This is a genomic window from Streptomyces sp. NPDC111656 (assembly GCF_055656965.1).
On record NZ_JBVKCA010000001.1, the window covers coordinates 1,052,630 to 1,068,534 of the forward strand.

The following is a 15,905-nucleotide window of genomic DNA, read 5'->3' on the forward strand; positions in this document are numbered from 1 at the left end:
TGGGGCGAACACGTATGTGTCAATGGGAAGATCCCGCGATCCTGGCGGAAGCCGCCGCACGCGTGGTCGGCATCGAATTTCTGCGTGAGGTGCGTGGCGGCACCTGCCGGGGCCGCCCGTCAACTACACCATTGACCATGCCCTGGACGAGGCGGAGCCGGGCAGGGCGGTCTTCTCCCTGACGCCGGGTGAGGAGCGCTGCAACCCGATCGGCAGCGTGCACGGAGGTATCCGCGCCACCATGCTCGTCTCGGCGGCGGGGCACCGTGGACACAGGCCCGCCGCCTTCCCGCAAGGGCGACCTTCAGTGCCGACCGGCGGATCGGACCTGGTTCGGATCTGGTCCCGACGCACCGATGCCTCATCCCTTCCCCGTCTCTTGCCCCCCGCTGTTGATCTGTGGAGGGTGATGTCTGCGTGGTGATGCCGGACTTCCCTGACCGCGGCGCGGAACGCCGGGGTACGAGGTGGAACGGCTGCGGCGCACGTCGGTCGCAGCCCGTGACTTCTCGTCTCGGGTTGCCTGCCGCCGTGCGCCGCAGCCGCGTCCGGGCGCCCGAGGTCGGTCATTCCTTCGGGCGCCCGGCCTTCGTCAGGCGGAGTGGGTGGGGTAGTCGGTGTAGCCGGCCGCACCGCCGCCGTAGAAGGTGGCGGGGTCGGGGGTGTTGAGGGGCGCGCCGGCGCGTACGCGCTCGACGAGGTCGGGGTTGGCGAGGGCCATGCTGCCGACGGTGATGACGTCGGCCAGGCCGTCTTCGACGTCCTTGGCCCGAGTGGGGATGTCGGTGCCGGCCCGGTTGAGGATCAGTGTGGTGGGCCACAGCTTGCGGAGCGTGAAGAGGAGTTCCTCGTCGCCACCGTGGCCTATGTGCAGGTAGGCGAGATTGAGGGGGGCGAGGGCGCGCAAGAGGTGCGGGTAGAGCTCGTGGGAGTCGCTCTCGACGAGGTCGTTGAGCTGGAAGGGGTTGCCGGGAGAGATCCGGATGCCGGTGCGGCTGGCGCCGATCTCGTCGGCCACGGCCGTGGCGACCTCCACCGCGAAACGGATGCGGTTGTCGAGGGAGCCCCCGTACTGGTCGGTGCGCTGGTTGGCGCTGGGGAAGAGGAACTGGTTGACCAGGTAGCCGTTGGCCCCGTGGATCTCGACGCCGTCGGCGCCGGCCGCGATGGCGGCCGCGGCGGCGCGCCGGAAGTCGTCGACCGTCGCGGCGACCTCCTCGGTGGACAGCTCGCGCGGCACCGGCATCTCCTGGAGCCCGGACGCGGTGAACGTCTGGCCCGCGGGCTTGATCGCGGAGGGAGCCACCGGCTGCCGGTGGTGGGGCGTGTTGTCCGGGTGGGAGATCCGCCCGGCGTGCATCAGCTGGATGACGATGCGCCCGTCGGCCTTGTGCACGGCGTCGGTGACCTTGCGCCAGCCCGCGATGTGGTCCTCGGTGTAGATGCCCGGGGTGACCGGGTAGCCCTGGCCGTCGGCGGAGGGCTGGGTGCCCTCGGTGATGATGAGCGCGTGCGAGGCGCGCTGGGCGTAGTACTCGGCGTTCAGCTCGGTCGGTACGCCGTCCGGGGTGGCCCGGCTGCGGGTCAGGGGGGCCATGGCCAGCCGGTGCGGCAGGTAGATCTCTCCGACGGTGGTCGGGTTCCAAAGGGCGTTCAGCATGGGTGATTCCTCGGGGAATGGGTGATGGATCGCCAAGGGGCGGGGGTGGACACCGTGCGGGTGTGATCGACTGGGCGGACGCCGGGCCTTCCTGCTCCAGGGGCCCGATGGCGCACCCGTCCTGGCCCCTACCGGCCGAGCTGTCGTCGGCGCGATCTATAAAAGTACGAGCGTAATACTATATTGCGGGGTGGGCGGTCGCAAGTGGGGTTCCTGGGGGTGAGTCAAGAAGCGTTGGGCTTGAAGTTCATCCGTGCGGTCGTCTGGGGCGCGACACGCGCCTCTGTGCGGTCACACCCGAGGAGGCCGGTGGCGCCACCGCGGTCCGTCGTCGTGGCCCGGCGTCGCCGGCTCGCGCCATCGTCGTCAACAGCCGTGGTGTCTCGCGCAGAACCTCACGCCGGAGCGGATGAGACTTCGGCGAGGGAGGGGGGAATCAACTGCTCCGCCCAGATGACCTTGCCCTCGCGGTTGTGCCGTGTGCCCCAGTGTTCGGTGAGCTGGGCGACGAGGAGCAGGCCACGGCCGCCCTCGTCGAAGACTCGAGCCCGGCGCAGGTGCGGGGCGGTGCTGCTGGCGTCGGAAACTTCGCATGTCAGAGCGGATTGAAGGATCATCCGCAGTTGGATGGGGCTCTTGCCGTAGCGGATGGCGTTCGTCACCAGTTCGCTGACCACGAGCTCAGTGGTGAAGGCCAGCTCTTCCAGACCCCAGGCGGCCAGCTGATCGCATGCGTGGACGCGAGCTTCGGAAACGACTGCCGGGTCGCAGGGGAGATCCCATGTGGCGACGTGATCGGCGTCAAGAGCTCGGGTTCGTGCCACAAGGAGGGCGACGTCATCTGCGGGGCGGCTGGGAAGCAGTGTGGACAGCAGTTCGTCGCAGGTCTCCTCGAGCGACGCCGGTGCCCGGGCGAGAACGTCGCGCAGCAGTGTGAGGGCGGTCTCGACGTCGCGTGAGCGGCTTTGGACGAGGCCGTCGGTGTACAGAACCAGCCGACTGCCTGGTGGCAGCTCGAACTGGGCGGTTTCGAACGGGAGTCCGCCCAGGCCCAGGGGCGGGCCGATCGGTAGCTCCGGGCAGGACACCGTGCGGGATGCGGGGGCATTGTCGCCGGCGGTCTCGGGGGCCACCATGGCCGGCGGGATGTGTCCGGCGCTGGCCAGGGAGCAGGTGCGGGACACAGGGTCGTAGACCGCGTACAGACAGGTGGCGCTGATCTCGTCCGTGCCCCGTTCCTCCTCGCGCTGCAGGCGGATGACCACGTCGTCCAGATGTGTCAGCAGTTCGTCGGGGGTCAGGTCGATGTCCGCCAGCGTGCGGACGGCCGTCCGGAGCCGGCCCATGGTGGCCGCGGCATGGAGGCCGTGACCGATCACGTCGCCCACGACGAGTGCGACGCGGGCTCCGGAGAGTGGTATCACGTCGAACCAGTCGCCTCCCACTCCCGCTCGCGATCCGCTGGGCAGGTAGCGCGACGCCGTCTCGACGGCGGACTCCTGCGTCACGTGTTGCGGCAGCAGGCTGCGTTGGAGGGTGAGTGCGGTGGAACGCTCCTGCGTGTAGCGACGGGCGTTGTCGATGTTCACTGCTGCTCTGGACGCGATCTCCTGGGCCAGGAGCAGCTCGTCGTCGTCGAAGGCGTCTGCCGCGTGACGGCGGACGAACTGCGCAAGTCCCAGCGGGCTTCCACGGGCACACAGCGGGATCAGGAGCGTGGAGTGGGGGCCCAGGGCGCGCAGGGTGAGCTTGTGGTCCGCTGACATCGCCAGCCACGTGGGGACGTCGTCGGCGGCGATGTGGAGCCGGAGGGGCTGTCCTGTGGCCAGGACGCGAGCCGGCTCCGAGTCTTCCGGGTAGGTGTGCGTCTGCCCTGTGGCGACTGCCGGGTCCGGGCAGCCGTCCGAGACCGCCTGGGCGATGCGGCGGAGCGCCGGTGGACCGGCTGTCGCGGACGTCTCCTCGTCTTGGAGGACGGAGGTGAGGAGGTCGACGGTGACGAGGCCCGCGAGGTGGTCGGCACCGACGTCCGCCAGTTCCTGCGCGGTGCGGGTGGTGTCCAGGGTCGTCCCGATCCGTGCCCCGGCCTCATTGATCATGATCAGTCGCCGCTGCAGCCAGCGGTCACGTTCCCGCTGATATACCACGACAGTCTGTTCCGCCGTGCGATCGACGTACTCGAAGGCCATCGCGCTCAATGTGAGCGTCGTCGCGTTGATCAGCTCCTGGGACCCGGCGACACGGACTGTCTCCGCGTAGTACTGCTGAAGCAGACCTGAGTGGACGAGCCGGTAGACGCGAAGGAGCTGGCTGATCGGCACTCCGTGCCCAGCGAGTCGGCGAGCGAACTCGATGGCGGCAGGTGGCGTCCTGACCTCGGTCATATCCAGGCCGCGTTCGAGGAAATCCAGACTGGCGGCGACGTGTTCGGACAGGGCCACTGGTGCCACGGCGGCGATGTCTTCGTACTTCCACACCTCGGGAAGTTCGTCGCGCAACTGCCGTAGCACCACATCGGCCAATTGATCCGCTCGGGGCGCGAGGCCTCTGGCGAGATCGCTGAGGAAAACATGGGTGTCGGTTCCCATAAGCAAAATGTACCCGCACCCTGGTCGACGGGTCGTGTCCTGCTCAGTGCGACGGAGGCGGTCACTCGCCCTCGGCCGATTTGGGGGTCGGTCGTTCACGGGGCGTGACCGGGGGGCGGAGAGCCGGGCGCAGGACCTCGATGACGCTGGGGTCGTCCACCGTGGAGGGGATGGGTTCGTCGTGGCCGTCGGCGATGCCGCGCATCGTCTTGCGCAGGATCTTTCCCGAGCGGGTCTTGGGCAGGGCGGCCACAACCGTGACGTCCTTGAGTGAGGCTACGGCGCCGATGCGCTCGCGTACGAGCTGGACGAGCTCGGTCTCGACCTCGCCCGGTTCGCGGTCGACTCCGGATTTCAGGACGACGAAGCCGCGCGGTACCTGCCCCTTCAGTGCGTCCGCGACGCCGATGACGGCGCATTCGGCGACGTCGGGGTGGGTGGCCAGGGCCTCTTCCATGCTGCCGGTGGACAGCCGGTGTCCGGCGACGTTGATGACGTCGTCGGTGCGGCCCATGACGAAGACATATCCGTCATCGTCGATGTGGCCACTGTCGCCGGTGAGGTAGTAGCCGGTGTAGGCGGAGAGGTAGGAGGCGACGTAGCGGTCGTCGTCGTTCCAGAGTGTGGGGAGTGCGCCGGGCGGCAGGGGGAGCCTCACGACGATCGCACCGTCGACGCCCGTGGGCACCGCATTGCCCGAGGGATCGAGGACGCGGACGTCCCAGCCGGGCAGCGGGCGTGTGGGGGAGCCCGGCTTGAGGGGAGCGGCTTCGATGCCCACAGGGTTGGCGACGATCGGCCAGCCGGTCTCCGTCTGCCACCAGTGGTCGATCACCGGGATGCCCAGAAGAGCGCTCGCCCAGTGATAGGTCTCGGGGTCGAGGCGCTCGCCGGCGAGGAACAGGTGGCGCAGGCCGGACAGGTCGTAGTCCGCGGTGAGCGTTCCCTGCGGGTCCTGCTTGCGGATGGCCCGGAACGCGGTGGGCGCGGTGAACATGGTCTTCACCCGGTAGTCCGCGGCGACGCGCCAGAACTGGCCCGCGTCCGGCGTGCCGACCGGCTTGCCTTCGTACAGGACCGTCGTGGCGCCGGCCAGCAGGGGCGCGTAGACGATGTACGAGTGCCCGACGACCCAGCCGACGTCGGAGCCGGTGAACATCGTCTCGCCCGGGCCCACGTCGTAGACCGCTCCCATCGACCAGTGCAGGGCGACCGCGTAGCCGCCGCAGTCACGCACGACTCCCTTGGGCTTTCCGGTCGTTCCGGACGTGTAGAGGATGTAGAGGGGATCGGTGGCGGGGACGGGAACGCAGTCGGCCGGCGGTGCGGCGGCGATCAGGTCGCCCCAGTCGAGATCGTCGGGCCCCAACTCGGCCGGCTCCTGGGGGCGTTGCAGAATCACGCTCTTTTCCGGCTTGTGGACCGCGAGTTCGATCGCCCGGTCGAGCAGGGGCTTGTACGCGATCACACGCTTGCCCTCGATGCCACAGGAGGCGGAGACGACCACCTTGGGGGCCGCGTCGTCGATGCGCAGGGCGAGTTCGCGTGGGGCGAACCCGCCGAAGACGACCGAGTGGACCGCGCCGATACGCGCACAGGCCAGCATCGCGACGGCGGCCTCCGGCACCATCGGCATGTAGATCACCACCCGGTCGCCGTGTCCCACGCCGAGCTGCGCGAGCGCTCCGGCGAAGGCTGCCACCTCGTTCCTCAGTTGTGCGTAGGTGTACGTGCGCCGCGTGTCGGTCACGGGTGAGTCGTAGATGAGCGCGGTCTGTTCGCCGCGTCCGGCTTCGACGTGCCGGTCGAGCGCGTTGAAACAGACATTGAGCCGCCCGTCGGGAAACCAGCGGTAGAAGGGTGCGTCCGAGGAGTCCAGGGCGCGTTGCGGAGTGACATCCCAGTCGATGCCTTCTGCCGCCCTGAGCCAGAAGCTCTCGGGATCTTCGGTACTGGCGCGGAAGACATCCTCGTACTTTCCCATCGCGCACTCCTTTGTGGCTTCGGGGGTTCTGCCGCTTCGGGATCGGACTGCGGCGGCGTACAGAGCGTCGGTGACACGAATACCGCGTGTCACCGACGGGGTGAAGCAGGACAGCCGCGACCAGTCGCGACGTTACCGGCCTTGCGGTGGCGTCCGGGGAACTGGTCGACGGCTATCGGTCAGGGCTGCGGCCGAATTCGCCGAAGCCCTGTGCCAACGACGGTTCCTCTGGTCAGGCTCCGAGGTGCTTGCGGAGCCACTGCCCCATCCGTCCGATCGCCTCGTCCACCTCGGGCACGCGGCCCGCGCCCAGCACGAACGAGTGCTGCCCCTCGGGCAGCGAGTGGACCTGGGAGGTGACCTTGGAGTCGGCGAGTCGGCGCCCGAGCGCGGCACCATCGTCGGCGAGGGTCTCGTACTCGCCGTAGTAGACGATCGTGGGCGGCAGGCCCGTCAGGTCGGCGTTGGCGATGCTGACCCGGGGGTCGGCGAAGTCCACTGCGGGGTCCTGCAGCCAAGCGCCTCGGAAGAGTTCGAGCGTGGCCCTGCTGAGCATCTTGTCGTTCGCTTCGTTCGCGTCGACCGACGTGTTCTGGATGGTGAGGTCGGTCCACGGCGAGACGCTGACGATCGCGCCCGGGGTCGCCTCGCCCTTAGCGAGCAGACGCAGCGGCAGCAGTACCGCGAGGGTGCCGCCGATCGAGTGGCCCGTGCTGCCGATGTTCCGCGGCTCGTAGCCCTGCGAGAGCAGCCACCGGTAGGCCGTCTCGGCGTCGTCGAGCTGCGCCGGGTGGGGGTGTTCGGGCGCCAGACGGAAGTCCACGACGAGGGAGCGGGCGCCGGCCGCCTTCGCGATGTGGCCAGCCGCCTTGCGGTCCGAGTGCATCGAGGCGGTGACCGACCCGCCGAAGTGGAAGTGGAGCAGCGCCCGGTCGGGGTCGGCGCCCTCGGGGATGGCCCACAGGGCGGGGACGCCGCCTGCGTCCACCTCGGCGTAGGTGACGCCTTCCGGCTCGGCGGACGCCTTGTGGTTCGAGTCGACGATGTCGCGGATGACGGCCAGGTCGAGGCCCGGTGTCGACGACTTCGCGCTCACGCTCGCGAGGAACTCCGCGAACTGTCGCGCCTCTGGACTTACTCCCATGGTGAAGCTCCTTACAGGTCGCTGCCACGCCCACTTCTCGCGTGCAGCCGAGTCGATGTGCTGGACGCGACGCTACTTGCTGAGTATAGGAAAGTAAACTCAGATGAGGTTAGAATCTCCCCCATGGATGCGTGGACCGAAGTACTGCAGGACACCGGCATGGACCCCCGCCTCGACCGGGACACGTCGAACTGTTCGATCGCGCGGACTCTCGAGATCGTGGGGGAGAAGTGGACGATCTTGATCCTCCGTGAGGTCTGGTACGGCTCGTCTCGCTTCAGTGACTTCGAACGCGTCCTCGGCTGTCCTCGCAACCTCCTCGCGGCGCGGCTTCGGATGCTCGTCGAGGAAGGGATCCTGGCCACCGAGACCTATAAGGAGCCCGGCTCGCGGAGTCGGCCGAAGTACGTGATCACTGCCAAGGGCATGGATCTGGTGCCGGCCGTGATGGGGCTTCTGCAGTGGGGTGACCGTTACCGGGCTGACGCGGAGGGGCCGGCCGTCCTGGCGCGACACCATGCCTGCGGCGCACGCGTCGACGTCCAGCTGCACTGCGAAGAAGGTCACTCCGTGCGGGCGGCTGACATCGAGAGCGTCCCCGGCCCTGGTTTCCGTATGAAGCCGGCCGAGTGAGCGGGCTGCATCATGCGTTTCGGTGACGGCTGACCGGAACCGGCTGCGCGCGGGGGCGGTGGTGTTGGGCTGGCGCGGTCAGCGGGCGGCGCGGCCACTACGCCGACACCACAAACGACAACACTGGGTCCCCGCCAGTCCACTCACGAATCGATCAACGACCCGGAACCCCTACCGTTGCGTATCTGTGGCCTGAGTTCCGACTGCCCTTCCCGTCAGGATTCTGTATTGCACGTGCCGAAAGTCGAGCTCGGAATCTCCGGGCGAGGTAATGCTGCCGAGCCACCCGAGGACGAACGCCGTGGGAACGGAAATCAGGCCCGGGGTCTGGAACGGATACCAGTTGAAACTCGCTTCCGGCCACAGCGCGTACTCGGTTCCCGAGACGATGGGCGAGAAGACCGTGAGGACGGTGCAGAGCAGTAGCCCCCCGTACGCGGACCACAGTAGTCCTCTGCGATTGAACCGTTGCCAGAAGAACGAGTAGATCAAAACGGGGAAGACGCAGGAAGCCGCGACACTGATCGAGAAAGAGACCAGGAACTCGGTCGGATACCGGAGGACGGCAGCGGCCAATGACACGCCCACCGCGCACACGAGGACGGCGGCCACGCGCAATGTCCGTACCTCTCCGGTGTCGGTGCGGCGGCGTTTGCCTCGCCCGAACACGTCGTGGGCGAAGGAGACGGCGGCAGTGAAGGCCACGCTGGTCACGGTCGTGAGGACGGTCAGGAAGACGACGCACGCCACGAGGGTGATGAGCACGACGCGTCCTGTCGAACCGTCACCGAGTACGTCCGAGGCCAGCAGGATCAGGGACGACTGCCCAGTGGCATCGACCGCGCCGATCCCGTTCGCGCCCACCACGGCCGCTGTTGCGAAGCCCGTGGTGATCAGGAGGATGACGAAGAGGCCGACCAGCCCCGTGGCGATACTCGTGGATCTCCGCGCCGTGCGCCCGGTCCGGGACGCGCCGACCCGTAGGATCTGGTGAGGCATCACGGCCGTACCGAGGATGTAGACCACGTGATTGCCGAATGTGTTGAGCGACCCGAGGCTCGCCGTGTACGGCCAGAGCCCCGGCCGCAGGTAGTCGTCCGGTGCCATGCTCTTCCCCACCGCGGCCGAGAGCAGAGATCCGGGATCCCACTCGAACTTCCTGACGGCCAGCAGCGTGATCACCGCGAGTGTGGCCAAGGCGATCGGTACTTTGGCGACGTGCATGAAACTGTTCCCCCTCAGACCCGCCACCGTGGCGAAGCAGGCGACGAGGCAGCCCATCAGTACCGTGCAAACCGCCTGGGCCCCGTAGTTCGGTGTGCCTATCAGGAGGGCCGTGCTGATGCCGGCGGCACGCAGTTGGATGATGAGGAGGGGAATCGTGATGGCCAGCGTCACCGCGGTCGCGGCGATTCGGGGCCCCGAACCTGACGCCCGCAATGAGAAGAGGTCGCCGAGGGTGTAGCGACCGCTGTTGCGTATCTTCTGCGCGAGGAGCAGCAGCACACCGAGCATGATCAGAATGTCGAGGGTGTACGTGAACCCGTCGTAACCGAACAGCGCGATGCCCCCGGAAATCGCCAACAGGGTGACGACCGAGATCTGCTCGCCGGCCATGGCGAATCCGTTGAATACCGGGGAGAGGGACCGGTCGGCGACATAGAGCGCTTCCGGGTTGTCCTCCTCCGCTGTGGCGAGCGTGAAGAGCCACAGCAGAGACACTCCGATGAAGACCAGGAAGGCGATGATCACAGGGCGTCTCGCGGTCGAACCGATGGGGTCGAGTACGCCCGAGCTCAGGATGTCCAAGGTCACCGCTTCACCGCCAGGACCTGGTGTCGGGCGCGGCACCTGACATCTCGGTGTGGAGCACGTCGGACGTCAGTGACTGCTCGAGGGGATCGGACGACCGCGTACTTCGGTTCTCGTACCACCAGGCAGTGGCGACGAAGAGTACGCATTGCAGGGTGCCCCACACCAGGCCAAGAGTGAGCTTCCCGTACACAGCCACCGCGGGAATGTCGGTGAAGCAGGACAGCATGATGCCGGCGACGAAGGGAACCGCGTTGACGACAAGGAAGGCGCGCTGCGCGCGATGCGCCGTCTCGCGGAGGCTGTCCATGCGTTGTAGCAGCATGGCATCGCGCGTGAGACGCGGTGCCGGTGGGTGATCAGGAGGAGTCGGGGGGAAGTGCGGATGCACGGAGCCTCCAGGCAGTGAGGGTGGGTAACGGCGCAACGCGCAGCGTTCCGACAACGGGGCAGGGATCCGGCCGACGACGGAGGGGACGATGATGAGCAAGGGCCAAAAGGTGTGGGTGCCCCAGCCGAAGCACGGCACGCAGCGCAGGACGCGCTGCTCGCAACTGTCGCCACTCGATGCACAGGGTGCTGTGTCGGTGTCGGGTGCTTGGTGAATGCACGCGGACGAAAGGCTGGGCACAGACCGCGAAGCCCCGACAGGACCTCGCGAAAGCGTGCTCACAAGCCGCTGCCGCCGCGTTGCGCCATGTTTGTGATCAGGAGAATCACGGACTCTGTGATGACCTGTCAACAGTCTGTGAGACATGTGCGGTACGTCACCGTGACAGCGAGACTCCGGGGTGCCGGAGTGACGGAGCACTGGCACATGGCAGCAAGTGCTCGGCATGGCTTCAAGCTCACGAACCGGCTTACAGCTGTCAGGCGCCCCTGCCGTGCTGGGAGGCCACGCGCCGAACGGAGCTTCCGCGTACCCTGGTTCGCGGTGTTCTGCCGCCTGGCCAATGCGGCACGGACGCTCGGCGTACCGCCGGCCCAGTGACGTAATCCGTGGGTGGATCCGTCCACCAGGCCGCAGGACGGACCGGACGACCACGCCTGGTGAACCGTGGGTCCGCGACGATGTGAGTCTGGCTGGCACGCCTCACATTGAGGGCAAGGCCAGCGAGTGCGCGGGGTATTGACTCGCCCGAAAAGAGAGTGACATCGGAGGGCGTTCACGGCATCGGACCTTCAGCGGCCTCATTCCGGGATCAGTTCGGCGACCCGTTCGGCGACTTCCTGCCGTAGAGCGGCCGACAGTACGCGTACGGCGGGGTGCGTCACCGCCTCGCGGCGGACGGCCAGGGTGATGGGAAGCCGGATGTCGATCTCGTCGGCGAGCAGCCGCCGCAGCTGCGTCGGCTGGGCCAGGAAGGCCGGCAGGACGCCGATGCCGGCCCCTCGATGGGTGGCCTCGAGCTGCGCGAAGATGTTCGTCGAGGAGAACGCCGGGGTCACTCCGGGAAGATGGCGTTCGATGTCGAGGTCGCCGACCTGGAGCATCGACTCGATGTAGAAGATGAGCGCGTGCTCCCGAAGCTCTGCCACCGTGTTCGGTCGGCCGTGCCGGGTGAGGTAGTCGTCACAGGCGTAGAGCCCCAGCGTGTAATCGGTGAGGTGCTCGGTCACCAGGCGGCTGCTCGACGGAACGCCGATGACGAGAGCGAGATCGAATCCGGACGGGCGCAGGGCGAGCTGCCGTGTCGCGGTGATGAGTTCGACCTGAAGCCGGGGGTGCCGGCGGCGCACCCGCACGAGGGCCGGCGTGGCGAAGACGGTACCGAAGCCGTCGGGAGCGGTGACGCGCACCGTACCGTGCAGGGACGGTGCGTCCTGGCCTGCCACGGTGTCGACGACACGGTTGAGGGCCTCCTCGATCGCGCGCGCGTTCTCCGAGACGGCTCTGCCGATGTCCGTCAGCGTCCATCCCTCCGTGCCGCGCTCGATGAGGCGCACGCCGACGCTCTTCTCCAAAGCGGCGACACGGCGTGACACGGTGGTGTGATCCACGCCGAGCGCGTCGGCAGCCGCCACCAGACGCCCGGTACGGGCCACCGCGAGGAGATAGCGCAGATCGTCCGCACGGAGCTTGCGCGGATCGACGGAGCGATCGGGGCGGCCCGGCTGCGGGCCGGGGCTCTCGTCCGGGGAACGGGGATGCACCGCACCACCATATGCACATCTGCATTTCTGCACAGAGCGTGTGCGCCATTGGTGGTTGATTGCACGCGACGCGGGGCCGCACAGTCGAGGCAATGGGCACTACGCAGCCCGCCGTTCCTGCAGAAAGAGGCTCCCGTGGTTGCCAGCCTTTCCCTCCCGCGGATCCTGCGTGTCGGCCGCGGTGCCGTCGGTGAACTGGGGGACGTCATCACGGGACTGGGTCTGCGCCGCCCCCTGCTGGTGACGGACGCCTTCCTTGCCGGAACCGGTGCGGCGGAACGACTGATGGCGGCACTGGAGGCCGCCGGACTGCTGCCGCGCCTGTTCACCGGCACCGTCCCGGATCCGACGACCGACTCGCTCGGCGCGGGCCTGATCGCGCTGCGCGAGCATGGGGCGGACTCGGTGATCGGATTCGGTGGCGGCAGCCCGATGGACACCGCCAAAGCCCTCGGCATCCTGGGCGTTCAGGGCGGGCAGATGCGGGACTACAAGGCCCCGCGCACCAACCTCGGTCCGGCGCTTCCGGTGATCGCGGTCCCGACGACCGCGGGCAGCGGCTCCGAGGCGACCCAGTTCACCGTCATCACCGACAGCGACACGGACGAGAAGATGCTCTGCCTGGGACCGGCGTTCCTGCCGGTCGCCGCTGTCGTCGACTTCGAACTGACCCTGTCGATGCCGTCCCGGCTCACCGCCGACACCGGCGTCGACGCGCTCACTCACGCCGTCGAGGCGTACGTGAGCCGCAAGGCCAATCCGTTCTCCGACGGTCTTGCGCTGAGCGCGATCCGGACCATCGGCCACCACCTCCGCCGCGCCTACGCAGATGGGGGAGACACCGAGGCCCGCGAGGCGATGATGCTCGCCGCGACCCAGGCCGGCATCGCCTTCTCCAACTCCAGCGTGGCGCTCGTGCACGGAATGAGCCGCCCGATCGGCGCTCACTTCCACGTCGCCCACGGACTGTCGAACGCGATGCTCTTCCCCGCGGTGACAGCGTTCTCCGCGCATGCCGCCGAGAGCAGGTACGCCGACTGCGCCCGCGCACTCGGAGCCGCCACCGGCGGCGACAGCGACGCCACGGCCGCCGAGAAGTTCGTGGAGGCGCTCCGCGGCCTCTGCCAGGACCTTGAGGTGCCCACTCCTCAGGCCCACGGCATCGACGAGGACGAGTGGTTCAGCCTGACGCCCCTCATGGCCGAGCAGGCGCTCGCGTCCGGCTCCCCCGCCAACAACCCCGTCGTACCCACCGCGGACGAGATCCAGGATCTCTACGCGCAGATCTACGCCTGACACCCGGCGAGCAAGGAACCCTGATGACATCGACAACCGCCGCCCCGGCGCACATCGACCACTACATCGACGGCCGTACGGACGGTCGCGGTGCCAAGACCCGCAGCGCGGTTTTCGACCCGGCCACCGGCCAGGTGACCGGCCTGGTCGCGCTGGCGACCGCCGACGACGTGGACGCCGCGGTCCGGGCCGCGTCCGAGGCGTTCCAGACCTGGTCCGTCACCCCGCCCCACATCCGCGCCCGCATCCTCTTCCGGTTCCGCGACCTGGTCGAACGGGACACGGACCGGCTCGCCGCGATCATCACCGCCGAGCACGGCAAGGTCCTTGCCGACGCCAGGGGCGAGGTCATCCGCGGGCTCGAGGTCGTCGAGTTCGCGTGCGGCATCCCGCAGCAGTTGAAGGGGGAGTTCTCGGAGAACGTCGCCCGTGCGGTGGACGCCGTGTCCCTGCGCCAGCCGCTGGGCGTGGTCGCCGGCATCTCGCCGTTCAACTTCCCCGCCATGGTGCCGATGTGGATGTTCCCCGTCGCCCTGGCCTGCGGGAACACGTTCGTGATGAAGCCTTCGGAGAAGGACCCCACACTCAGCGTCGAACTCGCCGGGCTGCTCACTGAGGCCGGTCTGCCGAAGGGCGTGTTCAACGTGGTGCACGGCGACAAGACGGCCGTGGACGCCCTCCTCGCCCACGACGACGTCGAGGCGGTCAGCTTCGTGGGCTCCACCCCGATCGCCGAGTACGTCCACCGGACCGCCACCGCGAACGGCAAGCGCGTGCAGGCTCTCGGCGGTGCCAAGAACCACATGGTCGTCATGCCGGACGCCGACCTCGACCAGACCGTCGCCGCGCTCATGGGCGCCGCCTACGGCTCGGCCGGTGAGCGGTGCATGGCCATCTCGGTCGTCGTACCCGTGGGTGAGGACACCGCGAACGCTCTGCGCGAGCGACTCGTCGCCGCGCTCGCCGAGCTCAAGGTCGGCCCGGGCACCGAGGACGGGGTCGAGATGGGCCCGCTGGTCACGAAGGTCCACCGGGACAAGGTGGCCGGCTACCTGGAGGTGGGTACGGACGAAGGTGCCGAGTTGGTCGTAGACGGCCGTCGGACCGCGTTCCCCGGCCGCGAAGACGGCTTCTTCCTCGGCGCGTCGCTGTTCGATCATGTCACCCCCGACATGCGGATCTACCGTGAGGAGATCTTCGGCCCGGTGCTCGCCATGGTCCGGGCACAGTCGTTCACCGAAGCCCTGCGGTTGGTCAACGACCACGAGTTCGGCAACGGTACGGCGATCTTCACCGCCGACGGGCACACCGCCCGCACCTTCCTCGCCGAGGTCAAGGCGGGCATGGTCGGAGTGAACGTGCCGATCCCGGTCCCCATGGCCTTCCACTCCTTCGGCGGCTGGAAGAGGTCCCTGTTCGGCGACCACCACATCCACGGCCCCGAGGGTGTGCGGTTCTACACCCGCTACAAGACCGCGACGACTCGCTGGCCGAACGACGGCCAGGTCCGCGCGGAGTTCGCGATGCCGACCCATGGCTGATGCCCCTGCGGTCGAGGTTCTCGTCGACGTCCACCGGGGCGTCGGCCGGATCCTGCTGAACCGGCCCAAGGCGCTCAACGCCCTGACGACAGGCATGGTCGCCGCCATCGACCGTGCGCTCGCCGCATGGGAGCACATATCGCTGTCCGCTGTGGTGCTGGGCAGCACCAACACGAAGGCGTTCTGCGCCGGTGGAGACATCCGCACGATCCGCGAGCACAGCCTCGCCGGGAATGCCGAGGCCAGCGAGCGGTTCTTCGCCTCCGAGTACCGGCTGAACGCCCGGATCGCCGAGTACCCCGTCCCGGTTGTGTCGCTCATCGACGGCCTGTGCATGGGCGGCGGCCTCGGCCTGTCCGTCCACGGCACCTTCCGCGTCGTCACCGAGCGCGCGGTACTGGCGATGCCCGAGACCGGGATCGGGTTCTTTCCGGATGTCGGGGCCGGCTACTTTCTGCCGAGGCTGCCCGGCGCGATCGGCATGTACCTGGGACTGACCGGCCACCGGCTCGACGCGGCCGACGCCCTGTACACGGGGCTGGCCACGCACTTCGTCCCCTCGGACGGGCTCGACGCCGTCGGGGATGCCCTGGCCGACAACCCCGGCGACCCGGTGGACGTGGTCCTCAACCGCCTCGGCGGCCGGTCCCCGGTGGCGGAGAGCGGGCTGGCGAAGGTACGCGGGGAAGTGGACTGGGCGTTCGGCGCCCCAACCCTCGGCGAGATCGAGAAACGCCTGCACCGCCTCGACACCCCGTGGGCGGCAGCCGCACTGGTCGCCCTGGGGGCCGCATCGCCGCAGAGCCTGGAGATCACTCACGCGCTGCTGGCCCGGGGCAGGCAGCGCACGTTGCGCGAGAGTCTCGACACCGAACTCGCCCTCACGCGCACGACCATCCGCACGCCAGACTTTCTGGAGGGCGTCCGCGCGGCCCTGGTCGACAGAGACCGCAGCCCCACCTGGCAGCGTGCGTCGAGTGGCGGACCCATGCCGGGAGCCTGACCGTTTCCGCCTGTTGAGTTTACTTTTCTATACTCAGCCGATAGCGTTGCCCCCGTATGGACGGCATGCCTGCGCATGACGAGCCCGTTC

11 protein-coding genes are annotated in these 15,905 nt (G+C 68.4%); 4 read left to right on the forward strand and 7 right to left on the reverse strand.

Annotated elements, in window-relative coordinates; all coding sequences use genetic code 11:
• Positions 1 to 592: 592 nt before the first annotated feature.
• The 4 genes from ACZ7M3_RS04865 to ACZ7M3_RS04880 form a co-directional block, all read right to left on the reverse strand.
• The gene (locus ACZ7M3_RS04865) at positions 593 to 1,660 is read right to left on the reverse strand and encodes an alkene reductase (RefSeq protein ID WP_472060753.1); all 1,068 of its coding nucleotides are present in this window, start codon (positions 1,658 to 1,660) and stop codon (positions 593 to 595) included.
• 395 nt (positions 1,661 to 2,055) lie between these two features.
• Complete coding sequence (locus ACZ7M3_RS04870) at positions 2,056 to 4,248, reverse strand: ATP-binding SpoIIE family protein phosphatase (RefSeq protein WP_472060755.1); 2,193 nt, start codon at positions 4,246 to 4,248, stop codon at positions 2,056 to 2,058.
• Positions 4,249 to 4,309: 61 nt separating this feature from the next.
• Positions 4,310 to 6,232: a propionyl-CoA synthetase gene (locus ACZ7M3_RS04875; protein ID WP_472060757.1), complete on the reverse strand. Its 1,923-nt coding sequence runs from the start codon at positions 6,230 to 6,232 to the stop codon at positions 4,310 to 4,312.
• A 232-nt stretch (positions 6,233 to 6,464) separates the two neighbouring features.
• Positions 6,465 to 7,376: an alpha/beta hydrolase fold domain-containing protein gene (locus ACZ7M3_RS04880; RefSeq protein WP_472060759.1), complete on the reverse strand. Its 912-nt coding sequence runs from the start codon at positions 7,374 to 7,376 to the stop codon at positions 6,465 to 6,467.
• Between the two features lie 159 nt (positions 7,377 to 7,535).
• On the opposite strand from ACZ7M3_RS04880, the gene ACZ7M3_RS04885 reads away from it, so the two are divergent.
• Positions 7,536 to 8,009 carry a winged helix-turn-helix transcriptional regulator gene (locus ACZ7M3_RS04885; protein WP_472061039.1) on the forward strand — a complete coding sequence of 158 codons (474 nt, stop codon included), beginning with the start codon at positions 7,536 to 7,538 and terminating at the stop codon, positions 8,007 to 8,009.
• Between the two features lie 171 nt (positions 8,010 to 8,180).
• Here the strand turns inward: ACZ7M3_RS04885 and ACZ7M3_RS04890 are convergent, their stop codons facing one another.
• The 3 genes from ACZ7M3_RS04890 to ACZ7M3_RS04900 form a co-directional block, all read right to left on the reverse strand.
• Positions 8,181 to 9,824: a sodium/solute symporter gene (locus ACZ7M3_RS04890; RefSeq protein ID WP_472060761.1), complete on the reverse strand. Its 1,644-nt coding sequence runs from the start codon at positions 9,822 to 9,824 to the stop codon at positions 8,181 to 8,183.
• A gap of 4 nt (positions 9,825 to 9,828) precedes the next feature.
• Positions 9,829 to 10,131, reverse strand: a complete 303-nt coding sequence (locus ACZ7M3_RS04895; protein ID WP_472060763.1) for a DUF485 domain-containing protein — start codon at positions 10,129 to 10,131, stop codon at positions 9,829 to 9,831.
• An 881-nt stretch (positions 10,132 to 11,012) separates the two neighbouring features.
• Entirely contained in the window at positions 11,013 to 11,975 is a 963-nt protein-coding gene (locus tag ACZ7M3_RS04900; protein ID WP_472060765.1) for a LysR family transcriptional regulator, read from the reverse strand.
• Between the two features lie 135 nt (positions 11,976 to 12,110).
• Between ACZ7M3_RS04900 and ACZ7M3_RS04905 the strand changes: the two genes are divergently transcribed.
• From ACZ7M3_RS04905 to ACZ7M3_RS04915, 3 genes are read left to right on the forward strand one after another with little or no spacing between them, the layout of a single operon-like run.
• On the forward strand, positions 12,111 to 13,271 hold the full coding sequence (locus ACZ7M3_RS04905) for an iron-containing alcohol dehydrogenase (RefSeq protein WP_472060767.1): 1,161 nt from the start codon (positions 12,111 to 12,113) through the stop codon (positions 13,269 to 13,271).
• A 23-nt stretch (positions 13,272 to 13,294) separates the two neighbouring features.
• Positions 13,295 to 14,812: a CoA-acylating methylmalonate-semialdehyde dehydrogenase gene (locus ACZ7M3_RS04910; protein ID WP_472060769.1), complete on the forward strand. Its 1,518-nt coding sequence runs from the start codon at positions 13,295 to 13,297 to the stop codon at positions 14,810 to 14,812.
• Positions 14,805 to 15,815, forward strand: a complete 1,011-nt coding sequence (locus ACZ7M3_RS04915; protein WP_472060771.1) for an enoyl-CoA hydratase/isomerase family protein — start codon at positions 14,805 to 14,807, stop codon at positions 15,813 to 15,815. Before ACZ7M3_RS04910 ends, ACZ7M3_RS04915 begins: the two co-directional genes overlap by 8 nt.
• The last annotated feature ends 90 nt before the right edge of the window (positions 15,816 to 15,905 follow it).